This window comes from Nonomuraea sp. B1E8 (genome assembly GCF_039871515.1).
Classification (GTDB): domain Bacteria; phylum Actinomycetota; class Actinomycetes; order Streptosporangiales; family Streptosporangiaceae; genus Nonomuraea.
In genome coordinates, this window is sequence record NZ_JBDPLS010000005.1 from 342454 (window position 1) to 365734 (window position 23281).

The 23281-nt window shown below is 71.5% G+C and carries 21 protein-coding genes; 12 read left to right on the top strand and 9 right to left on the bottom strand.

Annotated features, from left to right (window positions below; translation table 11 throughout):
- Positions 1–25: 25 nt before the first annotated feature.
- The 5 genes from ABGA98_RS19555 to ABGA98_RS19575 all read right to left on the bottom strand — a co-directional run bounded on the left by ABGA98_RS19555 (position 26) and on the right by ABGA98_RS19575 (position 6333).
- Complete coding sequence (locus ABGA98_RS19555; RefSeq protein ID WP_347619762.1) at positions 26–1969, bottom strand: BTAD domain-containing putative transcriptional regulator; 1944 nt, start codon at positions 1967–1969, stop codon at positions 26–28.
- A gap of 255 nt (positions 1970–2224) precedes the next feature.
- On the bottom strand, positions 2225–2914 hold the full coding sequence (locus ABGA98_RS19560; protein ID WP_347619763.1) for a response regulator transcription factor: 690 nt from the start codon (positions 2912–2914) through the stop codon (positions 2225–2227).
- Positions 2884–4002 carry a hypothetical protein gene (locus ABGA98_RS19565; RefSeq protein ID WP_347619764.1) on the bottom strand — a complete coding sequence of 373 codons (1119 nt, stop codon included), beginning with the start codon at positions 4000–4002 and terminating at the stop codon, positions 2884–2886. Before ABGA98_RS19565 ends, ABGA98_RS19560 begins: the two co-directional genes overlap by 31 nt.
- Complete coding sequence (locus tag ABGA98_RS19570; RefSeq protein ID WP_347619765.1) at positions 3995–5119, bottom strand: ATP-binding protein; 1125 nt, start codon at positions 5117–5119, stop codon at positions 3995–3997. The genes ABGA98_RS19565 and ABGA98_RS19570 overlap by 8 nt, the downstream gene beginning before the upstream one ends.
- A 179-nt stretch (positions 5120–5298) precedes the next feature.
- Positions 5299–6333 carry a Glu/Leu/Phe/Val dehydrogenase dimerization domain-containing protein gene (locus ABGA98_RS19575; protein ID WP_347619766.1) on the bottom strand — a complete coding sequence of 345 codons (1035 nt, stop codon included), beginning with the start codon at positions 6331–6333 and terminating at the stop codon, positions 5299–5301.
- A gap of 279 nt (positions 6334–6612) precedes the next feature.
- On the opposite strand from ABGA98_RS19575, the gene ABGA98_RS19580 reads away from it, so the two are divergent.
- The 9 genes from ABGA98_RS19580 (at position 6613) to narI (ending at position 16958) form a co-directional block, all read left to right on the top strand.
- Positions 6613–7104 carry a hypothetical protein gene (locus tag ABGA98_RS19580; protein WP_347619767.1) on the top strand — a complete coding sequence of 164 codons (492 nt, stop codon included), beginning with the start codon at positions 6613–6615 and terminating at the stop codon, positions 7102–7104.
- A gap of 145 nt (positions 7105–7249) precedes the next feature.
- Entirely contained in the window at positions 7250–7774 is a 525-nt protein-coding gene (locus ABGA98_RS19585; protein WP_347619768.1) for a hypothetical protein, read from the top strand.
- The gene (locus ABGA98_RS19590) at positions 7771–8220 is read left to right on the top strand and encodes a hypothetical protein (RefSeq protein ID WP_347619769.1); all 450 of its coding nucleotides are present in this window, start codon (positions 7771–7773) and stop codon (positions 8218–8220) included. Before ABGA98_RS19585 ends, ABGA98_RS19590 begins: the two co-directional genes overlap by 4 nt.
- 10 nt (positions 8221–8230) lie before the next feature.
- Positions 8231–9388 carry a sensor histidine kinase gene (locus ABGA98_RS19595; RefSeq protein WP_347619770.1) on the top strand — a complete coding sequence of 386 codons (1158 nt, stop codon included), beginning with the start codon at positions 8231–8233 and terminating at the stop codon, positions 9386–9388.
- On the top strand, positions 9385–10074 hold the full coding sequence (locus ABGA98_RS19600; protein WP_347619771.1) for a response regulator transcription factor: 690 nt from the start codon (positions 9385–9387) through the stop codon (positions 10072–10074). The genes ABGA98_RS19595 and ABGA98_RS19600 overlap by 4 nt, the downstream gene beginning before the upstream one ends.
- Positions 10075–10250: 176 nt before the next feature.
- The gene (locus tag ABGA98_RS19605; protein ID WP_347619772.1) at positions 10251–13898 is read left to right on the top strand and encodes a nitrate reductase subunit alpha; all 3648 of its coding nucleotides are present in this window, start codon (positions 10251–10253) and stop codon (positions 13896–13898) included.
- An 89-nt stretch (positions 13899–13987) separates the two neighbouring features.
- The gene (gene narH, locus ABGA98_RS19610; protein ID WP_347619984.1) at positions 13988–15634 is read left to right on the top strand and encodes a nitrate reductase subunit beta; all 1647 of its coding nucleotides are present in this window, start codon (positions 13988–13990) and stop codon (positions 15632–15634) included.
- Complete coding sequence (gene narJ, locus ABGA98_RS19615) at positions 15631–16248, top strand: nitrate reductase molybdenum cofactor assembly chaperone (protein WP_347619773.1); 618 nt, start codon at positions 15631–15633, stop codon at positions 16246–16248. Before narH ends, narJ begins: the two co-directional genes overlap by 4 nt.
- Entirely contained in the window at positions 16245–16958 is a 714-nt protein-coding gene (gene narI / locus ABGA98_RS19620; RefSeq protein WP_347619774.1) for a respiratory nitrate reductase subunit gamma, read from the top strand. The genes narJ and narI overlap by 4 nt, the downstream gene beginning before the upstream one ends.
- Positions 16959–16967: 9 nt before the next feature.
- On the opposite strand, the gene ABGA98_RS19625 is transcribed toward narI, so the two are convergent.
- The gene (locus ABGA98_RS19625; RefSeq protein WP_347619775.1) at positions 16968–17405 is read right to left on the bottom strand and encodes a hypothetical protein; all 438 of its coding nucleotides are present in this window, start codon (positions 17403–17405) and stop codon (positions 16968–16970) included.
- Between the two features lie 168 nt (positions 17406–17573).
- On the opposite strand from ABGA98_RS19625, the gene argG reads away from it, so the two are divergent.
- Complete coding sequence (gene argG, locus ABGA98_RS19630; RefSeq protein ID WP_347619776.1) at positions 17574–19019, top strand: argininosuccinate synthase; 1446 nt, start codon at positions 17574–17576, stop codon at positions 19017–19019.
- A 35-nt stretch (positions 19020–19054) separates the two neighbouring features.
- Here argG and ABGA98_RS19635 read toward each other — a convergent pair whose 3' ends face one another.
- Genes ABGA98_RS19635 through ABGA98_RS19645 form a run of 3 tightly spaced genes read right to left on the bottom strand, consistent with a single transcriptional unit; the run spans position 19055 to position 21022 of the window.
- Entirely contained in the window at positions 19055–19492 is a 438-nt protein-coding gene (locus tag ABGA98_RS19635) for a YbaB/EbfC family nucleoid-associated protein (protein ID WP_347619985.1), read from the bottom strand.
- The gene (locus ABGA98_RS19640) at positions 19489–19800 is read right to left on the bottom strand and encodes a hypothetical protein (protein WP_347619777.1); all 312 of its coding nucleotides are present in this window, start codon (positions 19798–19800) and stop codon (positions 19489–19491) included. Before ABGA98_RS19640 ends, ABGA98_RS19635 begins: the two co-directional genes overlap by 4 nt.
- Positions 19801–19831: 31 nt before the next feature.
- Positions 19832–21022: a hypothetical protein gene (locus ABGA98_RS19645; RefSeq protein ID WP_347619778.1), complete on the bottom strand. Its 1191-nt coding sequence runs from the start codon at positions 21020–21022 to the stop codon at positions 19832–19834.
- 686 nt (positions 21023–21708) lie between these two features.
- Between ABGA98_RS19645 and ABGA98_RS19650 the strand changes: the two genes are divergently transcribed.
- Together ABGA98_RS19650 and ABGA98_RS19655 are read left to right on the top strand one after the other, a co-directional pair.
- Entirely contained in the window at positions 21709–22422 is a 714-nt protein-coding gene (locus ABGA98_RS19650; RefSeq protein WP_347619779.1) for an alpha/beta fold hydrolase, read from the top strand.
- Positions 22419–23249, top strand: coding sequence for an SDR family oxidoreductase (locus ABGA98_RS19655; RefSeq protein ID WP_347619780.1), 831 nt, complete (start codon positions 22419–22421; stop codon positions 23247–23249). The genes ABGA98_RS19650 and ABGA98_RS19655 overlap by 4 nt, the downstream gene beginning before the upstream one ends.
- Positions 23250–23281: the final 32 nt, after the last annotated feature.

The window sequence follows — 23281 nt, forward strand, 5'->3', positions numbered from 1 at the left end:
GCGCCCGGTGATCTTCCGGCGAGGATCAGTGGGCGGCGAGCCGGCGCGGGAGGGTGGCCGCCTGCCGGGCCGTGGCCCGCTCGGCCGGGCCGCGGCGGTGCACGATCGGGTCGTGCGTTCTGGTCAGGTGGTGGTGGAACGCCTGGCGGGCGGCGGTGGCGCGTACGGGCTCCGGCGTGTGCCGTGCGGCCTGCTCGCGCGCGTAGAGGCGGATCAGGTCGGGCATCCGGTAGCGGCGGAACCCGGCACGTTCGAGCAGGCGGGCGTCCAGCAGGCGGGTGAGCGCGGCCTCGGCGCGCGGCTCGGGCCAGCCGATGACAGCGGACGTGGCGGCCGCCGTGTGGCTGCCGGCGCCCATGAGCCCCAGCAGGTGGAAGACGTGGCCGGCGTCGGGCTCTCCCCGCAGGTGCTGGAGGCCGGCCGCGATGCTGGTGCGGATCGCCAGGTCGGCGTGTTCGAGCACGTCGAGGCGGCGGGTGTCGTCGGCGAGCTGCTCAGCCAGCGAGGACAACCGCCGGTCGGGCCGGGCGGCCAGGCGCGCCGCCGAGATGCGGAGCGCGAGGGGCAGCCCGCCGCAGAGCCGGACGATCCGCTGCGCCGCCTCCGGCTCGGCGGCGACTCTCGCGGGGTCCACGATGCGGGCGAGCAGCGCGGTGGCGTCGGCGTCGCCGAGCCCGCCCAGGTCCAGCCGGCTCGTGCCGTCGAGCGAGTCCATGACCTGACGGCTGGTGATCACGACCGCGCACCTGGGTCCCGCGGGGATGAGCCGCCTGACCTGGCCGGCGTCGAGCGCGTCGTCGAGGACGACGAGCAGCTCGCGCGTCGAGGTCAGGGAGCGGTAGCGGGCGGCGGCCTCGTCCAGGCTGGACGGTACGGCGGCGCCGTCCACCCCGAGGGAGCGCAGCAGCCGGCTCAGGGCCTCGTACGGCGTCAGCGGCGTGCGCCCGGCGGTGGCGGCACGCAGGTCGACGTAGAGGACGCCGTCGGCGAACCGCTCGGCGACGCCGCGCGCGGCGTGCACGGCCAGCGCGGACTTGCCGACACCGCCGGCGCCGTGGATCGCCGCGACGGACGGCAGCCCCGGCACGGCGCCGGTGAGCGTCCCGCGCAACCAGGCGATCTCCGTGGCGCGGGCGGTGAACGCCCGGGTGTCGGCGGGCAGCTCGTTCGGGAGGCCGGCCCTCTTGAGCGTGGCGCGCTGCGCCGGGCAGGCGAGGTCGAGCGCGGGGTCGCGCCTCAGCACCGCCTGCTGCATCCGGCGCAGCGCCGCCCCCGGTTCGACGCCCAGCTCGCCGACCATGACGCGGCGCGTCTCCTGGTACACCTCGAGGGCTTCGCACGGGCGGGAGGCCCGGTACATCGCCAGCATCAGCTGGGCGCGCGGCCGCTCGCGCAGCGGGTACGCCTCCGCATGAGCGGTGAGCACCGGCACCACCCCGTGATGGTCGCCCGACTCCAGCCGCAGGTCGATGTGGTCCTCGAGCGCGGTCAGGCGCTCCTCCTCCAGCCGGGCGCACGCGGCCCGCGCCCACGCGCCGGTCATGCCCTCCAGCGGGTTGCCCCGCCACAACGCCAGAGCCCGCCGGAACAGCTCGTCCGCCGCCGCGATCTCGCCCCGGGCCCGCGCGGCCCGCGCCTGGCCGGCCATGAGCGTGAACAGGTGGGCGTCGATGCCCTCACGGGAGAGGTTGAGCCGGTAGCCGCCGGGGACGGTCGTGATGATCTCGTCGTCCTGGTACGGCGCGAGCAGGCCGCGCAGCTTGGACACCACGATGTGCAGCTGCTTGCCCGCCGTCGTCACCGTGCTCTGATCCCACACGTCGGCGAGGATCCGTTCGGCCGGGACCGTCCGGCCGGCGCTCAGCGCCAGCCGGGCCAGCACCCCCAGCCGCCGCAGCCCGGCCAGCTTCACCGGCTCGCCGTTCGCCGTGACCTCCCATGGCCCGAGAAACCTGATCTGCAGTCCCATCTGAGCTCCCCCCGTCACAGTGGACGACCGGCGCGAGGCTCCGAGGTGACCACGGATGAGAAGGCAGACATGCGCCGGTGAGAGCGGAACCGGGCCGTTCCCGCGACCGTCCTGCCCGGCGGGTGCCGCGGGCCCTCGGAGCCGTCGGCGCCGACCGGGACACCCGCCGCCCCATCGCGGAGGTGCCGCGCGGCATGGCCGCTACTGCCGGCAAGTCTAGGAAGGGGCGGGCCGCACCGGTGTCCGGCGAACGCCCTACAACGACGTCGCCGTCTCGTTGAGCTCGGCGAGCGTGATGAGCCCGTCGTCGAGGGCGCGGCCGACGAGCTCGCTCTTGGTGCGGGCGGCCCGCCCCACGTTGGCGTACTTCACCCGTACGCGTGTGATGTAGGTGTCGACGGTCTTGACGGTGATGTTGAGCTTCGCGGCGACGAGTTCCTTGGACGAGGCCACGAACCACGCCCGCAGCACCTCGGTCTCGCGCTGGGACAGGCGCGGCCGGCCGGGGGCGTCGTCGGCGATGAGCGCCCCGGACAGCGACGGCGCGGTGTAGGGCTCGCCCTTCGCGGCCGCCCGGATGGCGGGCAGCAGGTGGTCGGGGCCCTCGCGTTTGGTCAGGTAGGCGAGCGCGCCGAGGTCGACGCACTTGATCGCGGTCGCGTCGTCGACGTGCTGGGAGTACACGATCACGCGGCGGCCGTTGTCGACGAGCCGGCGCAGCTCGCCGAAGTCCGGCCTGCGCGGCACCAGCTCCAGATCGAAGATCACGACGTCGGCGTCGGCTCCGGGGCCGGTCCACACGTCGGCGAGCCGGTCGCCGGCGTCGACGAGCTCGATCGGCGGCACGGCCTGGGAACACCAGAAGCGCACGCCTGCGGCGATGGCCGCGTGATCGTCGACGATCACCACGGTGATCAGTTCGCCGGCTGCGGGCTCGGCTGCCATCGGACCTCCATCCATACCGTGTCGTCGTTGTTCAACGTCTCGACGTGCACTCCCGGCGTCACCGGATCCGGCAGATCCACCTCACCACAGTCCGCGACGACGCTCACCGACACCAGGTCCGCGCCGCCGACGACCGCGATCCTGGCACGGGAGGACGCGGTGGCCAGCACGCTCAGCACCGGCTCGGTGAGGTCGCGCCGGACGGCCACGGGCGGCGTCGGCCACTGCCCCCGAGCGTCCAGCTCCACCACGACGCCCTTGCGGTCCGCGACGTCGGCGCAGTGCCGCAGCTCGTGCACCAGGGGGTTGTCCACGGTGTCGGTCTCGGCGAACAGCCTGCGCATCCGGCCGGCCTCGATCGCGCAGCGCCGCTGGATCGCCGGGTCGTCGGGGCGGAGCGAGCCGTCGGCGAGCCCTTCCAGCAGCGGGATCGTGGTCGCCGACAACTCGGCCAGCCGCTGCTGCCTGCGGCGGTGGGATTCCGCCGCGACCGCCTCGGCGACGCGTACCCGCTCGATCTCCCGCTGGGAGGACGCCGAGGCCGCGCTCAGCGAGTTGAGGACAGCCGCCACCACGGCCACACACAGGGGGAGGCCGACCACGGTCACCGAGCCGGTGGCGAACCGGGCCAGGTCTCCCCGGTTGGGGTCGACCGTGAGCAGGTGCACCAGGGCGGTCAGGTCGTGGGCGAGCAGGAACGCGACGGCGACCCGCAGCGGACGGTCGAGCAGCACCACGAGGCCCACCCAGGCGGCGGCGCCGAAGAGCCAGTCGGTGCCGGTGGAGGTGCGCCCTTCCGGAAGGGTCACGTACGACAGGACGGACGCGGCGAGCACGGCGGCGATGGCGGCCCGGCGCAGCCGTCCCCACGGTCGCCTCCGGACGAGCAGGACGGCCTCGCCGGCGAGCACGGCGGCGAGCACCGCGAACGCGGCCAGCTGCGCGAGCGGCGACGGGTAGTCGTCCAGGTGGCGCAGGAGGTTGGACAACCCCTGCCCGCACACGGTCACCAGGACGACGAGCAGCGTCGCGACCCGCAGGCCGCGCCGTAACTGCGCGCGTGTCACCTCCTCGGCGGCGTCACCCATCGGCACGCCATTCAAGCCGGACGAGGGTGCCCTCGCCCTCGGCGGAGGTGATCGTGGCCGTGCCGCCGATGCGGCTCATCCTGCCTCGTACGGACTCGCGCAGGCCCCGCCGGGTGGCGGACACGTCCGGGGGCGAGAATCCCTTGCCCTGGTCGGCGATGTCGAGCCGCAGCGACCGCGCGTCCCCGCTCAGCCGGACGGCCGCCCGGCTCGTGCCCGCGTGGCGGCGTACGTTGGTGAGGGACTCCCTGGCCGCGTCGGCGAGCGCCCTGGCCACCTCGAACGGCAGCCGCAGCTCCGCCGGGGCGTCGAACTCCACGGTCAGCTGCACGGAGTCGAGGTCGGCGCGTAACAGCTCGACGAGGTCGGCGTGCTGGGGCGCCCGCCCGCTCTCGGAGCGGAGCCTGTCGAGGTCGCGGCTCGCCTGCGGGGCCAGCCACTCCGCGTCCGAGCGCACCTGCCCGATGCCGACCATCAGCAGGGTCGTGGCCGCCGTGTCGTGCAGCGAGTTGCCGAGCTCGCGTTCCTCGGCTCTGACCGCCTCGGCCACCTGCGATGCGGCGCGTGCCCGTTCGGCCTCGGCCGCCATCCGGTCCGCGCGTTCCGCGGCGCGGTGGACGAGCACCCAGGCCGCTCTGGACAGCCCGGCGGCCGGTAACGCCCACACCGTCCCCGTGACCAGGGAGTTGTCCACCTGCGCCGCCCCCGCCGCCGTGAGGAAGCCCACCGCCCCGCCCCCTGCCACCACCGCCGCGAGGCCTCCCACGAGCGGCGGGGTGTGCCACTGGCACGTCACGCAGGCGAACGTGAGCAGCAGCCGCAGCCACCCGGTGTTGCGGTCCTCGACGGCGTCGGTCACGAAGATGCTCGTGTACAGGCCCAGCAGGACGACCACGTCGAGGGCGACCGCCGCGTGCCCGCGGCCCGCGCGCAACCACCAGGCGTAGCCGCAGGTCCACACCGCCGCGGCGGCGGCCGCCACCGCTGTGCCCGCGGCGTTCTCGGGCGGGGTGCGGAACAGGGCTATGGCGACGATCGGCGCGAGCGTGGCCAGGCGCACCGCGGCCGCGTACCGGCGGCCGAAGCCCTCCAGCAGCCGCGCCGCCTCACCAGCCAACCGTCACCTCGCCTCGATCCCTCGCCGCCCCCGGGCCCCCGCCGGTGATCCGGTGGGTGACGGCGCGACTCACGCAGCCTAACGAGTCGCCTGGTTCTCCGCCGTGACTTGATCAACTCCATCGGCCGGAGGCGGGTGGCGCCGCCGTCACTCGTGCCACCTCAGGCGGACGCGGGGCCTCAGGCGGAGGCCAGGCGGAGGCGGGCCAGCTCCGTCGCGGCCTGGGCGGGGGTCACCCGCTGGAGTGCGGCCGTGTGCAGGAGGTCGGCGACGGTGTGCTCGATCGCCTCGACCCGCTTCTGGGCCTCGTCGGCGCTCTCGTGGTGCAGCTCCACGGCGAGCGTGTTGATGACGCCGCCCGCGCTGACGACGTGGTCGGGCACCCACGCGATGCCGCGCCGGTGCAGCAGGTCCGCCACGTCCTCCGTGGCGAGCTGGTTGTTGGCCGGTCCCGCGATGGCGGCGCAGCGCAGATCGGGTACGACGTCCGCGGTGAGCACGCCGCCGAGCGCCGCGGGGACGACGATGTCGACGTCCGCGGTGAGCGCCTCCTCGGGCGAGACCCAGGTGGCGCCGAGCGCGTCGCTCTCCTGCCGCCTGGCCGGGTCGATGTCGGCGACCACGAGCTCGGCCCCCTCGGCGGCGAGCAGGCGGGCCAGCCGCATGCCGACGCTGCCCAGGCCCACGACCGCCAGCCGCGCGCCGGTGAACGCCGCCGTGCCGTGCAGCCGCCGGCGTACGGCGCGCAGGGCCGCCAGCGTGCCGAGCGCGGTGGCCGCCGAGGAGCCGCCGCTGCCGCCGAATCGTTCGGGTTTGCAGAACACGTACGGGGTCCGTTCCCCGATGACGGCCATGTCCTCGGGGGTCGTCCCGACGTCGGGGCCGGTCGCGTACGTGCCGGACAGGGACGTGATCGCGTCCGCGACATCGTGCAACACCATGCGGCGCGTGGCCGCGTCCAGGTCGGCGTCCGCGGGCAGGGCGACGACCGTCTTGCCGCCGCCGTTCGCCAGCCCGGCCACGGCGCACTTGGCGGTCATGGCGGCCGACAGGCGCAGCGCGTCGGCGAGCCCGTCACGCCAGTCGGCGTAGCGCCAAACGCGGCATCCGCCGACCGCCTGGCCGAGCTTCGTCGAGTGCACCGCGATGATCACCGGCAGGCCGGACCGGCTGCCGGAGCGGACCACGACGTGCTCGTGCTGGAATTCCGGCATCTGCTGCCCCTTCCGGATTGCTGGTTGCCGTGGTCAAGAATCGGCCTTCTGACACGTGATTGCCATGGAAGCCGAACGATTGACCGGAGATCCGCCGGAATTTCGGCCAGCAGCGGCATACCTGGCCGCGTGGGCGGCCGGCGCCGACCGAATGGTCGTACGCGCCGAAGTGCCACGCCGATCCGTCGCTGTCCGGATTCAAGTCATCTCAGAGGGTTATCTTCTTCATGGGGGAAAGACCGCCTGCCCGATGAGCCCACCAACCCGACCAGGAGTGCCATGCCGATCCTCGCCCGGCCCGCCGCCACCGCCTTCCTGCTGATCGTGCTCACCGGCTGCGCCGCCACGCCCACTACGCCGGCGGCGCGCCTGCCCGCGTCACCCAGCGCGCCAGCCGCGAGCCCGGAAGAGAAGCCCGCCGGGCTCCGGGCCGCCGACGGGCGCGAGCTGTCGTCGTGCGAGGACGCCGACTGCGAGATCGAGATCCAGGCCGGCGACGAGCTCACCATCGACGAGCGGTTCGGGGTGCGGCAGCTGCGCATCGGCGCACTGGAGCCGGACGGAGCGCGGATCACGCTCATGGGCTCGACCGGAAAGCTGAGCGTCCAGGGCATGCAGGCCAGCATCAGCAGCAACTGCGTCAACGGCCGCTGCCGCGACGAGGGCGAACTGGTGCTCGCCCCCGGCGAGACCGGCCGCATCAACGACATGCGGCTCGGCCTCACCCACCTCTCCGGCGACCGCGCCGTCCTGCGCCTCACCCCCGGGTGACGGCACTCCGCCACCTGGGCTGATACGTCGAAACGCGTACGCCGGGAGAGCTTGGAGGCGGACGACGGGCGGAAGGCCCGGTTCGTAACCTGACCGGGTCCGGGACCTGACCAGGTCCGAGCCTCCGAACGCCGAAGTGAGCCCGATGCGACAACGCCTTTCCCCCGCCGTCCTCACCGTGTACGTCTGGATCGCCATGGTGGCGTTCGGCGGCATCGCCGTGGAGACGGTCGTCATCTATCCGAACGTCTTCCACGACGTGCCCGCCTCGCTGGCCGAGTCGATGGAGTTCTTCGTGGTGACCGGCCCCGCGGACTTCTTCCCGCCGATGGGCGCGGTGACCGTGATCGCCTCGGTGGCCGCCCTGGTGCTGGCCTGGCCGATGCGCGACACCCGGCTGTGGGCCGGCGGGAGCCTGCTGTCGCTGCTGCTGGGCGAGTTCCTGTTCTCGGCGCTCTACTTCTGGCCGCGTAACGACATCATGTTCGAGGAGGGCGCCGCGGTCCATTCCGCGGAGGTGTTGCGGCAGACGGCGCTGGAGTTCGAGACCGGCCACTGGGGGCGGCTGGCGATGAGCGCGGTGACCGCCACCCTGGCCTTCACCGGCCTGTGGCGTCTGCACCGCGCCCGTGCCCTGGCCGCCGCCGCGCCCGCCGGAGGCGCGTCGTGACGGCCCGGCTCGGCATCACGGTCCGGGCCGTGTGGGGGCTCGCGCTGCTCGGCGTGCCGCGCGTGGTCGCCCACGACCTGAGGCTCGTCGGCCCGGTGGGCAATGCGCTGCTGGTGTTCGTCCCGATCGCCGTCTGGACGGCGGTGGTGCTCTGGAAGCGGGTGCCCAACCCGTTCATGACGCTGCTCGCCGTGGGGGCCGCCTACGGTGTCCTGCTGGGTCTGGCCCACCAGCTATTTTGGGCACGAGCCTTCGGCGGCGACTCTCCCCACCTGGGCGGCAACCTCGCCGGCGCGCTCTCCCCCGCTGCGGAAGAGCTGGTGCTCCGGGCCTTCTCGCTGGGCAGCAGCCTGGTGACCGGGCTCGCGGTCGGCGCGGCCGTCGGCGCGGTGGCCTGGCTCATCAGCAGGATCGTGCCGGGCTTCCGGCCCCGCCCACGACGATGACGGAGGAAACGTGCGGGTCGAATCACCAGCCCGCCACGAGTCGGCGGTCGATCTCGGCCTGGCCATGCTGGTGCTCGTCGTGGTCGGCACCGCCATCACGGCCGACGTCGGCAGCGCATCGGCCGGGCCTGGCCTGGCCGCGTACACGTTCGGTGCGTCGTTCGCCGTCCTGATGTTCGCCCGCCGGCGCTGGCCGGTGGCGACGCTCCTGCTCACGGCCGCAGCGCTGATCGTCTACTACATGGTGTCCTACCCGCCGATCGGGCTGGCCGCACCGCTCGCCGCGGCGCTGTACTCGGCGGCCGAGCAGGGCAGGCCGCGCTGGTCCATCGGCACGGCCGTCGCCCTGCTCGCCGTCTCGACCGCACAGCGCATCCTGGAGGGCGACGACCTGGCCTACCTCCTCGGCTTCGAGACCACCACCTCCGCGGGCCTCATGGCCGCCGCGATCGCGCTGGGCGACAGTGTGCGGGCCCGGCGCGCCTGGCGCGCGGAGCTGGCCCGGCAGGAGCACGCCGCCCGCCTGGAACGCGAGCGGGAGGCGGCACGGCGGGTGGAGCAGGAGCGCCTGCGCATCGCCAGGGATCTGCACGATCTGATGGCGCACACGGTGTCGGTGATCTCGCTGCACACGGACGTGGCGCGCGAGTCGCTGCGCGACGCCCCCGACGTGGCCGAGCGTTCGCTGGCCGCGGCCCGGTCGGCGTGCAGCGACGTGGGCCGCGAGCTACGGCTGACCCTGGGAGCGTTGCGCGCGGGCGATCCCGACGACGGCCCGGCACCGGGGCTGGACGCGCTGGACTCGCTCGTGGCGACGGCCACCGCGGCGGGGCTCGACGTCGGCGTGCGGACCTCTGGCCCGCCCGAGCGGCTGCCCGCGATCTCGGACGCGACGGCGTACCGGGTGGTGCAGGAGTCGCTGAGCAACGTGCTGCGGCACTCCGGAGCCCGTACGGTCCGCATCGACCTGGACTACGGCACGGACGCCCTGCAACTGCGCGTGAGCGACGACGGCCGCGGGGCCGGCGGCGCCGCGGGGCCGCCGGGGTGGGGGCTGACCGGGATGCGCGAGCGGCTGGCGCTGCTCGGCGGCGACCTGCGGACGTCGTCGCCCGCTGAGGGAGGATTCGTGGTGGAGGCGAGTGTCCCGCTGGAGGACCACACATGATCCGGGTCGTGATCGTCGATGACCAGCACCTCGTCAGAGAGGGGCTGCGGCTGCTGCTCGAACGCGCCGACGACATCGTCGTGGCCGGTGACGCGGGCGGCGCCGACGCGGGTGTCGAGCTGGTGGCCAGGCTCCGCCCTGACGTGGTGCTCATGGACATCCGCATGCCCGGCCCTGACGGGCTGGACGCCACCCGGCGGATCATGGCCGACCCGGCGCTCCGCGACGTCCACGTGATCGTGCTCACCACTTTCGACACCGACGAGAACATCCAGGAGGCGATCCGGGCCGGGGCCGCCGGCTTCCTGCTCAAGGACACCAGCCCCGAGCGGATGCGGGAGGCGGTGCGGATCGTGGCGAGCGGCGACGCGCTGCTGTCGCCCGCGGTCACCCGGCGCGTCATGCGGGCCGCCGCGGCGGGTCCTCGCCCGTCGTCGCCGGAGCGGCTCGACCGCCTGACGGAACGCGAGCGGGAGGTGCTGGCGGAGGTCGGCGCGGGCCGGAGCAACGCCGAGATCGGCGAGCGGCTGTTCATCAGCCCGGCGACCGCCCGCACCCACGTGGGCCGGCTGCTGACCAAACTGGGCGCCCGTGACCGTTCCCAGCTCGTCGTCCTGGCGTACGAGACGGGTCTGCTCACTCCAGGCTCCGGGACTCCGCCTCCCGCCGATCCGCACGTCCGGTGAAGCCTGCGGGCCGTGCCGGGTTTCCCCTCCTGACCTGCCTTCTCACATCCACACTTCACCGAAGCTTTAATCGGGAAAGCCGCCTTGTCGGTCGTTCCACGTTTTCCTTACTCCTTCCTGGGCTACGACAGCAGTGCCTGGCATGTCGGCTTCGTGACGGCAGGAAGACGAGTGATATGACGGCGATGGACGGGCCTGTCAGCGACGCGTTGCTAAAAATGGGGCGGCATCTCCGGTCCGGGACGGTCTCGCCGGATCTGCGCACCCTGCACCAGGTGGGCGGGCGCCAGGCTGACGCGTTCTACCGCGACCGCTGGAGCCACGACAAGGTGGTGCGCTCGACCCACGGCGTGAACTGCACGGGCTCGTGCTCGTGGAAGGTGTACGTCAAGGACGGGATCATCACCTGGGAGGCGCAGGAGACCGACTACCCGAGCGTCGGCGGCGACCGGCCCGAGTACGAGCCGCGTGGTTGCCCGCGGGGGGCGGCCTTCTCCTGGTACACGTACTCGCCCACCCGGGTGCGCTACCCGTATGCGCGCGGCGTCCTGGTGGAGATGTACCGCGAGGCGAGGGCCAGGCTCGGCGACCCGGTCGAGGCGTGGGCGGAGATCACCACGGATCCGGCCAGGCGGGAGCGCTACCAGTCGGCCCGGGGAAAGGGCGGGCTGGTCAGGATCGGCTGGGACGAGGCCGTCGAGATCGTCGCCGCGGCCCACGTGCACACGATCAAGGCGTACGGCCCCGACCGCGTGGCGGGCTTCTCGCCGATCCCCGCCATGTCGATGGCCTCGCACGCGGCCGGCGCCCGGTTCGTCTCGCTGATCGGCGGCGCGATGTTGTCGTTCTACGACTGGTACGCCGACCTGCCGGTGGCCTCGCCCCAGGTGTTCGGCGACCAGACCGACGTGCCCGAGTCGGCCGACTGGTGGGACGCCTCCTACCTGCTGGTGTGGGGCTCCAACGTGCCCGTCACCCGCACCCCCGACGCCCACTACATGACCGAGGCACGTTACCGGGGCCAGAAGGTCGTCATCGTCAGCCCCGACTACAGCGACGCCGCCAAGTTCGGCGACGAGTGGCTGGCCCCCCATCCCGGCACGGACGGGGCGCTGGCCATGGCGATGGGCCACGTGATCCTCAAAGAGTTCTTCGCCGACCGCGAGACCCCTGCCTTCACCGGCTACGCCAAGCGCTTCACCGACCTGCCCTTCCTGGTGCGGCTGCGCGAGCACGACAGCGGTGGGTACGTGCCCGACAAGTTCCTCACCGACGCAGACCTGCGCGAGGGCGAGGGCGACGCCTTCAAGACGGTGCTCATCGACGCGCGCACGAGCGAGCCGGTGGTGCCCGACGGCTCGCTCGGCTTCCGCTACCGCCCGGACGGCGAGGGCCGGTGGAACCTGGACCTCGGCGCGGTCGACCCGGCGCTCACGCTGCTCGGAGGGCAGGCGGTGAAGGTCGCCCTGCCCCGCTTCGACCTGCCGGGCGGCGTGCTGCACCGGGGCGTGCCGGTCATGGAGGTGGGCGGGCACCTGGTCACGACCGTGTTCGACCTGCTCATGGCGCAGTACGGGGTGCCGCGCGACCTGCCGGGCGAGTGGCCGCGAGGCTACGACGACGCGGCGCAGCCGTACACGCCGGCCTGGCAGGAGGGCATCACCGGTGTGCCGGCGGCGAGGGCGGCGCGGATCGCTCGCGAGTTCGCCGCCAACGCGGAGGAGTCCGGCGGCCGGTCGATGATCATCATGGGGGCGGGGGCGAACCACTGGTTCCACTCCGACACCATCTATCGCTCCTTTCTGGCGCTGACCACGCTGACCGGCTGCCAGGGCGTCAACGGCGGTGGCTGGGCGCACTACGTCGGGCAGGAGAAGTGCCGGCCGATCACCGGGTGGGCGCAGCTGGCGTCGGCGCTGGACTGGTCCCGCCCGCCCCGGCACATGATCAGTACGGCGTACTGGTATCTGCACACCGACCAGTGGCGCTACGACACCTACAGCGCCGACACCGTCGCCTCGCCCCTGGGCGTGGGCGCGTTCGCCGGGAGGTCGACCGCCGACCTGATGTCGGCCTCGGCCCGCATGGGGTGGATGCCGTCCTATCCGACGTTCGACCGTAACCCGCTGGATCTGGCCGAGGAGGTGGCGGCGTCGGGGCAGGAGCCGGGCGCGTACGTCGCGGGCCGGGCCGCCTCCGGGGAGCTGGGCTTCGCCTGCGAGGATCCGGACGCTCCGGCGAACTGGCCGCGCGTGCTGACCGTGTGGCGGGCCAATCTGCTGGGCTCGTCGGCCAAGGGCGACGAGTATTTCCTGCGGCACCTGCTGGGCGCCGACGCGTCGCTGCGGGCCGTCGAGGCCGCGCCGGAGCAGCGGCCCGAGGAGGTGACCTGGCGGCCGGAGGCGCCGCGCGGCAAGCTCGACCTGCTGCTGTCGCTGGACTTCCGGATGACGTCCACGACGTTGTTCTCCGACATCGTGCTCCCGGCTGCCACCTGGTACGAGAAGCATGATCTGTCCTCGACCGACATGCACCCGTTCGTGCACGCCTTCAGCCCGGCCATCGATCCGCCCTGGCAGACTCGTACCGACTTCGCCGCCTTCCACGCCATCGCCCAGGCGTTCAGCACCCTGGCGAAGACTCATCTGGGGGTGCGTCGTGACCTGGTGGCGGCGCCGTTGCTGCACGACACCCCCGACGAGTACGCCACCCCGCACGGCCGCGTGGACGACTGGCGGCGCACCGGGACCACCCCTGAGCCGGGCAGGAACTTCCCGAAGATCACGATCGTGGAGCGCGACTACGCGGCCGTCGCCGACAAGATGGCCGCGCTCGGCCCGCTGCTGGACACCCTCGGCGCCACCACCAAGGGGCTGACGTTCGACGTCTCCGGCGAGATCGAGCGGTTGCGCCGCAGGAACGGGACCGTACGCGACGGCGTGGCGGCCGGGCGGCCGTCGCTGGCCCGCGACGTGGACCTGTGCGAGGCGATCCTGGGGTTGTCGGGCACCACGAACGGGCGCCTGGCCGCGCAGGGGTTCGCCACGCTGGCCCGCCGCACCGGAACATCTTTCGAAGGGCTGGCCGACGAGCACCAGCAGATCACGTTCGCCGACACGCAGGCCCGGCCGGTGGCGGTGGGCACGTCGCCGGAGTGGTCGGGCAGCGAGACCGGCGGCCGCCGCTACTCGGCCTTCACCACCAACGTCGAGCACCGCAAACCCTGGCACACGCTCACCGGCCGCCAGCACTTCTACCTCGACCACGACTGGATCCACGAGGCCGGCGAAGCGCTGCCGATCTACCGGCCACCGCTCGACATGAGCGCGATGTTCGGCGAGCCCGGTGTGGGGCAGAGCGGCGAGAACGGCATCACCGTGCGTTACCTGACGCCGCATTCGAAGTGGTCGATCCATTCCGAGTATCAGGACAACCTGCTCATGCTGACGCTGTCGCGGGGCGGGCCGAACATCTGGATGAGCCCGGCTGACGCGGCGAAGGCGGGGATCGCCGACAACGACTGGGTGGAGGCGGTCAACCGCAACGGTGTCGTCGTGGCCCGCGCCGTCGTCTCGCACCGGATGCCCGAAGGGACGGTGTACATGTACCACGCCCAGGAACGCGTGGTGGACGTGCCCAGAACCGAGACGTCCGGCCGGCGCGGCGGCATCCACAACTCCCTGACCCGGCTCCTCATCAAACCCACCCACCTGATCGGCGGCTACGCGCAGCTGAGCTTCGCCTTCAACTACCTGGGGCCGACCGGCAACCAGCGCGACGAGGTCACCGTGATCCGCCGCCGCAACCAGGAGGTCGATTACTAGTGAGCGAACCCGACGCAGTGAGTGGAGTGGAGGCCCGACGGAGGAGGGACTCCGCGGAGCGAATGAGGAGTGGTGAGTGAACCATGAGCATGCGCGTGATGGCGCAGCTGGCCATGGTGATGAACCTGGACAAGTGCATCGGCTGCCACACCTGCTCGGTCACCTGCAAGCAGGCCTGGACCAACCGCGCGGGCACCGAGTACGTCTGGTTCAACAACGTCGAGACCCGCCCCGGCCAGGGCTACCCCCGCACCTACCAGGACCAGGACCGGTGGAAAGGCGGCTGGGAACTCAACCGGCGCGGCCGGCTGAAACTCAAGGCGGGCGGCCGGCTCAAGAAACTCCTGTCCATCTTCGCCAACCCGCTGATGCCGTCGATCCAGGACTACTACGAGCCCTGGACCTACGACTACGACCAGCTGTTCTCCGCGCCGATGCAGGCCGACACCCCGGTGGCGCGGCCCCGCTCACTCATCACCGGGCAGCCCACCAAGATCAGCTGGAGCGCGAACTGGGACGACGACCTGGCCGGCGGGCCCGAGCTGGCGCCCGCCGATCCCGTGCTGCGCAAGCTGTCGGACCAGGTGAAGCTGGAGTTCGAGCAGGCGTTCATGTTCTACCTGCCGCGCATCTGCGAGCACTGCCTCAACCCCTCCTGCGTGGCGTCCTGCCCGTCGGGAGCGCTGTACAAGCGCTCCGAGGACGGCATCGTGCTGGTCGACCAGGACCGCTGCCGGGGCTGGCGGATGTGCGTGACGGGCTGCCCGTACAAGAAGGTGTACTTCAACCACCGCACCGGCAAAGCCGAGAAATGCACCTTCTGCTTCCCCCGCGTCGAGGTCGGCATCCCCACGGTCTGCTCCGAAACCTGCGTCGGACGGCTGCGCTACATCGGGCTCATCCTGTACGACGTCGACCGCGTGGCCGAAGCGGCCTCCGTCCCGGACGAGAAGGACCTGTACCAAGCCCAGAAGGGTGTCCTGCTCGACCCCCACGACCCCCAGGTGATCGAGGAGGCCCGCAGATCGGGCATCCCCGAGGACTGGCTGGAGGCCGCCCGCAACTCACCGATCCACAAGCTGATCTTCGACTACCAGGTGGCGCTGCCCCTGCATCCCGAGTACCGCACCATGCCGATGGTCTGGTACATCCCGCCGCTGTCACCCGTCGTGGACGTCCTGGCCGACACCGGCCACGACGGAGAAGACGCCGGCAACCTGTTCGGCGCCATCGACGCGCTGCGCATCCCCGTCGGCTACCTGGCCGAACTGTTCACCGCCGGCGACCCGGAACCCGTACGCGGCGTGCTGCGCCGCCTGGCCGCGATGCGCTCCTACATGCGCCGGCTCAACCTCGGCCAGGAGCCCGACGAGTCGATCGCCACCGCGGTCGGCATGAACGGCGACCAGGTACAAGACATGCACCGGCTGCTCGCGCTCGCCCCCTACGACGAGCGGTACGTCATCCCCAAAGCCCACGCCGAACAGGGCAGACAACTGGAGGAGACCGCCACCGGCTGCAGCCTCGACTACGAGGGCGGCCCCGGCATGGCCGGCCCCTTCGGCGAGGCGTCGGGACGGCCGTCACCGATCGCGGTGGAAAGCTTCCACGCCCTGCGCGAACGGCAATCAGGCGACCAACTCGACGACGCCGACGAGCTGCGCGGCCGGGTCAACCTGCTCAACTGGGACGGCAAGGGCACGCCCGACGGACTGTTCCCCAGGAGGAAGAAGTGAACGACGGCGACCTGCGCAACGCCCACATGGTGTGCTCCGTGCTGTTCGGCTACCCCGACGAACGCCTCTACGGTTCCCGGCAGGTGCTGGTCGAGGCGGTGGCCGCGCTGCCCGCCGGCGAGGCGCGAGAACGCCTGTCGGCCTTCCTCGGACACACCGCCGGCACCACTCAGGCGGAGCTGGCCGCCCACTACGTGGCGACCTTCGACCTGAAACGGCGCTGCTGCCTCTACCTCACCTACTACGCCTACGGCGACACCCGCAAACGCGGCGCCGCACTCCTGCGCTTCAAACACGCCCTGCACAGCGCAGGCTACGAACTCACCGACGGCGAACTACCCGACCACCTGGCCGTGGTGTGCGAACTGTCGGCACGCGGCGCCGTCCGCCAAGCCCGCCGGCTCATGACCGAGCACCGCGCCGGCATGGAGGTGCTGCGCGCGGCGCTGGAGGAGGAGCGCTCGCCGTACGCCGACGTGGTCGCCGCCGTGCTGGCCACCCTGCCGCCGGCCCGCGCCCGCGAACGGGAAGCCGCGCTACGGCTGGCAGAACAAGGACCACCCGCCGAAGCCGTCGGCCTCGAACCCTACGCCATCATGGAGGCCGGCCGATGAGCACCCTGCTGTGGGTGGTCCTGCCGTACGTGGCACTCACCGTCTTCGTACTCGGTCACGTGTGGCGCTACCGCTACGACAAATTCGGCTGGACCACCCGCTCCTCCCAGATGTACGAGTCACGGCTGCTGCGCGTCGGCAGCCCGCTGTTCCACTTCGGCATCCTCGTCGTCGCCCTCGGCCACATCGGCGGGCTCGTCATCCCCAAAAGCTGGACCGAAGCCGCCGGTGTCAGCGAAGGGCTCTACCACCTGCTCGCCGTCGTCCTCGGCACGATCGCGGGCATCGCCACCGTGGGCGGCATGGCCATCCTCATCTACCGGCGCCGCACCGTCGGCCCGGTCTTCATGGCCACCACCCGCAACGACAAGCTCATGTACGCCGTCCTCGCTCTCACCATCGCCCTCGGCCTGGCCGCCACCGTCGTGGCCAACCTCGTCGGCGGCGGCTACGACTACCGCACCACCGTCTCACCCTGGTTCCGGTCGATCTTCTCTTTCCGTCCGGAACCCGCGCTGATGGCGAGCGCTCCCCCGCTGTTCCAGCTGCACGCGCTCAGCGCGCTCGTGTTGTTCGCCATCTGGCCCTTCACCCGGCTGGTGCACATGCTGACCGCTCCCGTCGGCTACCTCACCCGCCCGTACATCGTCTACCGCAGCAGGGACGAGGCGCGGCCGGCCACCCGGCGCGGCTGGGAACCCTCCCGCTAGGTCACGGGCTCAGGTCACCGGCAGGGCGGTGGCCAGCAGGATGACGCCGACCGACCCGGCCAGCGAGGCCACCGCCATGGCCCTGGCCAGCCCCGGCCTGCCCTTCGCGCTGGCCACGCCGTGCAGCGCGGCGGCGGCCATCACCGCGCAGAACAGCAGCAACTTGGCGGCCAGGATCCGGCCGTAACCGGGGTCGGCGAGCGAGGCCCAGGTGACGCCCTTGTGCCAGGCGATGGCCACCCCGGTGACGACCTGGACGGGCAGGAGGGCCGCCGCGGTGAGGAGGCCGAACCGGCGGCCGATCGCGTTCAGCACCTCGCGCCGCCGCTGCGCGTCCATCGACCGGCGGACGACGGGCAGGAGCACCAGCGACACGGTGAGCTGCCCGCCGACCCACAGTGCCGCCGACAACACGTGCAGGAACCGGACCGCCGACCACCACGTCATCTCACGCCCACCTCTTGTCCCCGGTCATCGACCAGACGATAAGGGGTACGGCCCGAGGGGGCGACCAAGGCGCGCATCGAGGCCGCGGGGCGGGATATCGCGACACGGCGGAGGGCCGTCGCATCATGATGTTGCATGATCATGCATGACTATGTATATACTTCACGCGTGTCCAAGGTTCTCACTTCTCTGCCTGTCGGCGAACGTGTCGGCATCGCCTTCTCCGGCGGCCTCGACACCTCGGTAGCGGTCGCGTGGATGCGCGAGAAGGGCGCGGTGCCGTGCGCGTACACAGCAGACATCGGCCAGTACGACGAGCCCGACATCGCCTCGGTGCCCGGGCGCGCGACGGCCTACGGCGCTGAGGTCGCCCGGCTGGTCGACTGCCGGGCCGCCCTCGTGGAGGAGGGGCTCGCCGCTCTGGCCTGCGGGGCGTTCCACATCCGCTCCGGCGGCCGGGGCTACTTCAACACGACCCCGCTGGGGCGGGCGGTCACGGGCACCCTGCTGGTGCGCGCGATGCTCGAGGACGGCGTGCAGATCTGGGGCGACGGCTCCACCTTCAAGGGCAACGACATCGAGCGGTTCTACCGCTACGGCCTGCTGGCCAACCCGTCGCTGCGCATCTACAAGCCGTGGCTCGACGCCGGTTTCGTCAGCGAGCTCGGCGGCCGCACCGAGATGTCCGAGTGGCTGCTGGAGCACGGCCTGCCCTACCGCGACAGCACGGAGAAGGCCTACTCCACCGACGCCAACATCTGGGGAGCGACCCACGAGGCCAAGGCGCTGGAGCACCTCGACGCGGGCATCGAGACCGTCGAGCCGATCATGGGCGTGCGGTTCTGGGACCAGAACGTCGAGATCGCCCCTGAAGACGTCACCATCGGCTTCGAGCGTGGCCGCCCGGTGACGATCAACGGCAAGGAGTTCGCCTCCGCCGTCGACCTGGTGCTGGAGGCCAACGCCATCGGTGGCCGGCACGGCCTGGGCATGTCCGACCAGATCGAGAACCGCGTCATCGAGGCCAAGAGCCGGGGCATCTACGAGGCGCCGGGCATGGCGCTGCTGCACGCGGCCTACGAACGGCTGGTCAACGCGGTCCACAACGAGGACACCCTCGCCGTCTACCACAGCGAGGGGCGCCGGCTCGGCCGCCTGCTGTACGAAGGCCGCTGGCTCGACCCCCAGGCGCTGATGTTGCGCGAGTCGCTGCAGCGCTGGGTCGGCATGGCGATCACCGGCGAGGTGACGCTGCGGCTGCGGCGCGGCGATGACTATTCGATCCTCGACACGTCGGGGCCGGCGTTCAGCTACCACCCGGACAAGCTCTCCATGGAGCGCACGGAAGACTCCGCCTTCGGGCCGGTCGACCGCATCGGCCAGTTGACCATGCGCAACCTCGACATCGCCGACACCCGCGCCAAGCTGGAGCAGTACGCCGGGCTCGGCATGGTCGGCGCCGACCACTCGGCGTTGATCGCCGCCGCGCCAGCGCCCTCGACCGAGCTGATCGGCGCGATGCCGGAGGGCGGGGCCGAGGCGATCGCCTCCCGTGGCGAGGTCCCCGAGGACGAACTCCTCGATCACGCCGCGATGGAGTCCGGCACCGACTGACCCTCCGCTCCACTGGATCAGGGCCGGGGTGTGTCCTAGCGCTTGTCCATGTCGCGGAGAAGCTCGTCGAGGCGGGCTTCGTGCCCGTTCATGGCGCGGCTGAACGTCTGCATGGTGTCCTCGAACTGCTCCAGCACCTGCTCCGGGTCGGGCGGGCCAGTGCCGACGGTCTCACGGAACACCCGATCGCGCTGCGCGGCCACGTCGTCCTGCGCGCGCTGCACCGCCAGCGTGACCTCCTCGGCCAGGTCCTGACTGCCCAACTTCATCACCCGGGGGTCGAATCGCACGTCGATCAGCCGTCCTTCGGCGTCGGCGCGGGCGCGGATCTTTCCGCCCGCACTCTCGCCCTCGCCCCTGAGGGCGGCGATCTCGTCGTGCGCGCTCCGGAGCAGGCGCTGCTCCTTCTCCGCCTCCTCCGTGAGGCGGAGAAGATCGTCGAACGGGTTGCGCTGCCGGTCGTCGCCCGTCATCGGCACGGCCGATCCGCGGCGTCATAGTTGCGCTCGGTCTCCGCCATCCCGATCCCGGATCCGTGCAGATTGTCCTTGTAGCGGCCGAGCCAGTCGACCGCGCCCCCGTAGAACTCCCCGTAGTTCCTGGCGAGTTCCTCCGAGCCCTCGGGCACCAGGCCGAAGCAGGTGCTCGTCGGCAGGGCGTTCTGCGTATAGTCGGAGACCGGCTCGTCCAGCACCCTCGAGGCGTCGACCATGCTGTTCGCGCCGGTCATCAGCTCGCCAGAGCGATAGCCGAATCCGTCAGGGTCGGGCGCTCTGCCCATGTCATCCTCCTGTCAGCGGCGGTCGGTGACGTTACTTCTCGTCCTTGCGCAACCCGGAGTCCAGCGGGGAGTCGAGACGTGGGGGAGTGTAGCTGGAGGTCGCATTCGGGTTGACGCTGGCCTGATCGGGCGGCGCCTGGTAAGGCACCCCGATGGGCTGCGGCAGGTTGCGCACTGCGGTGCCGGGCAGGATCGCGCCGAAGGAGCTGGCCGCCTGCTGGGCGGCGTCGGTGCTGAGATTCACCTTGCCGAGGCCCCAGCCCGTCAAAGCGTTCCAGCCGCCGTTCAGCAGGCCCATCTTGAAGGCGTCCCAGGCCGTCCGGCCGGCCGACTGGCCTTCCATCTGGTCGTTCATGATGGTGGACGTCATGCCGGTGAGGGCGCCCGAGACGAGATACGGCTTGGCGCCGTACCTCTCCCGCAGCTTCGCCCAGCCGACGCGGCCGTAGGGGAAGCTCGCGGAGACCGCCGAGGTGTTGACCATCTGCGCGTACGACAGGCCGAACGGCGCGAAGAAGGACTGGCCTTGGAAAATCCGGGGGGCGCCCACGTAGGCTAGGTTGCCGGCCAGGTTGATGCCGAACATCTTGCCGAACGAGCGCATGGCCGCCAGGGACGTCTTCGTGAAGGACATGCCCTCCGTGCCCTGCAGCACGAGGTTGGCGGGCAGCTTCTTCATCGCCTGCAGCAGGGTGGCGCCCTTCTTCATGAGGCCGGCGTTCAGCCGCAGCACGCCGGCCAGCCGTTTGAGAATCTGCGTCGCCCTGGCGGCGCCCTGGGCGACGAGCTTGCGTTCCAGGGTGGCCGCGGCGAGGCGGCCGGCCCCGCCGGTTATCAACGACAGGCCCACGCAGAGCGCCGCCCCCTGGGCGAGCGACTTCACCAGCTCCGCGAACGCGATCTTGGTCTGCCGGCTCGCGACCTGCGCGATGCCGAGACCTTCTCCCACGCTGCCGAGATTCTTGACGAGCTCGTTGCGCTGCGCCGACGGCAGATAGAGGGCGATGCGGCGGTCGTAGGTCTCCGCCGCCGTGCCCGTCCATTCCTTCCTGCCTCTGGCCAGGGCAGGGTCGATGTGCCGCTCGCCCGCGGTGTTCAGGTCGCTCGCGAGTTGGGTGGAGGCGTACTTCATTCTCCCCAGCTGACGTACGTCCTCGTCGCTGCCCACGGTCCTGGCGGCGTTGAAGATCGCGCCGATGAGCTCCGTCAACCCGCTATTCAACGCTTCCTCCTTAGCGAACGCGCTCGCCGCCCCCATGTGCCCGGCGGAGGCCGAAGCCGGGCACACAGGCCGCCTCGCCCGATCCGCAGCCTCGACCTCTCACGCACGCGCGCGTGCGTGAGAGTTGCGATCAACCCGCCGTCTCACATCCTGACACAGGTGATTTACATACGGCTACCCCAAACTTTAGATTCAGGACATACGCTCTGGGACGCCTGTTTCCGACAGAGAACCAGAGACTCGGCCGAGCGCTCGATGGAACGATGCAAAGCCAGCCTGACCCCACCCTGGATCCGGCTACATAACCGCAGGCCAGGACGCCAATAGCAGACCCTCCGAGAGAGGGTCCGACGTGTGACGCCGGAGGGCACCGAACCGCCACCGTCTGTCACAGGATCTTCATGTTCGGCTTGACCTAAAGGACCGAAACTCCGTAGTTTTGGCCGTCGTTCGGCATGCTTGGGGCCGCAACGAGCGATGCGCGACGCCCGCCCCGGGCCCGGCCCGGCTTGAGGTCGCGAATGGACGGGGGAGGCGATAGAGGCCAGCGGTCCGACCAGAAGCATCACCCAAAGTAACCGGGTTGGACCACTACGTAATCGGCTAAGGAGATGCTCGCCCGAACGGTGACGTCCCCGAAGGCCGGGATTCCGCCTCTGGACGACCGATCGGAGAAAGTCCGCTTCATGGAACCCACGTACCTTGTCTGCCTGCCCTTCGCCGGCGCTGGAGCGTCGTTCTTCCGTGGATGGCAGCGGCAGGCCCCCGACGAACTGAACATCCTGCCGGTGCAGCTGCCCGGCCGTGAAGAACGCTTCAACGAAGCCCCCTACACCGACGTCGCCCGCGCCGCCGAGGCGGCATGCACCCAGGTCCTGGCCAGGATCGACGGCGCCACCCCGCCCGTGGCGCTCTTCGGCCACAGTCTCGGCGCCGTGCTCGCGTACGAGCTGGCGAACCACCTCGCGAACGTCAGAGGCGTGCGGCCGGAACGGCTGTTCGTGAGCGGTTCGCCCAGCCCGTACGACGGGCGCGAGACCAGGGCCAGCGGCCTCAGCGACGACGAGTTCCTGGCCAGGGTCAGGGAGTTCTCCGGCTACACGCACCCGGCGCTCGAAGACCCGGAGATGCGTTCGCTGCTGCTGCCCGTGATCCGGGCCGATGTCGAGATGCACGAGACGTACGAGCCCGTCAATGACAAGCCGCTGCCGATCCCGGTCACCGCGCTGCGGGGCCGCGACGACGAACTGGTCGACACGGCGCAGATCGCGCAGTGGGAGCGGGTCACCAGCACGGAGTTCAGCACCGCCGAGCTCGACGGCGGCCACATGTACCTGGCCGACGACCCCACCCCCCTGCTCCGGCTGATCGCGGACGAGCTCTCCAGGGAAAGGACGTGACGCTGCGCCTGGCCGGGAAGACGGCCGTCATCACCGGCGCGGCCCGCGGTCTCGGACGCGCCACCGCCCAGGCGTTCGCCCGCGAAGGAGCCGACCTGGTGCTGATCGACATCGCGCGCGACCTGCCCGGCGTCCCCTACCCGCTGGGCTCCTCCAGCCAGCTCCGGCACACCGGGGAGCTATGCCGCCAGACCGGCGTCGCCGTGCTGGTCAAGGAGGCCGACGTACGCGACATGAGCGAGGTCGAGGACGCGGTGAGCACGGCGGTCGACCGGTTCGGAGGCGTCGACGTGCTCGTCAACAACGCGGGCATCGCCGCCCCTTCCGGCAAGGTGACGCACGAGATCGACGAGCACGAGTGGCAGCTGATGCTCGACGTCGACCTCTCGGGCGCCTGGCGGGCCATCCGCGCGGTCGGCAGGCTCATGTCCGAGCGCGGCTCGGGCAGCATCGTCAACGTCGCGTCCACCGCCGGGCTGGTGGGCTACCGGCATTTCGCCGGCTACGTCGCCGCCAAACACGGTCTCATCGGCCTGACCAAGGCGGCGGCGCTCGACTACGCCCCGCGCCAGGTCAGGGTCAACGCGGTGTGCCCCGGCTCGGTCAGGGACGACCCGCAGGTCGAAGGCCGGATGCTGGCGGAGATCGCCCGCTCGCTCGACGTGCCCGTCGGCACGCACGAGGAGACGTTCCTCCAGGCCCAGCCGACCAACGCGCTCATCGAGCCCGACGCCGTGGCCTCCGCCGCCGTGTGGCTGGCCTCCGACGAGTCCCGCCAGGTCACCGGCAGCGTGCTCACCGTCGACGGAGGCTTCACCACGCGCTGAAGCCCCGCCGACCCGGCCGTGCCGGCCTCTCG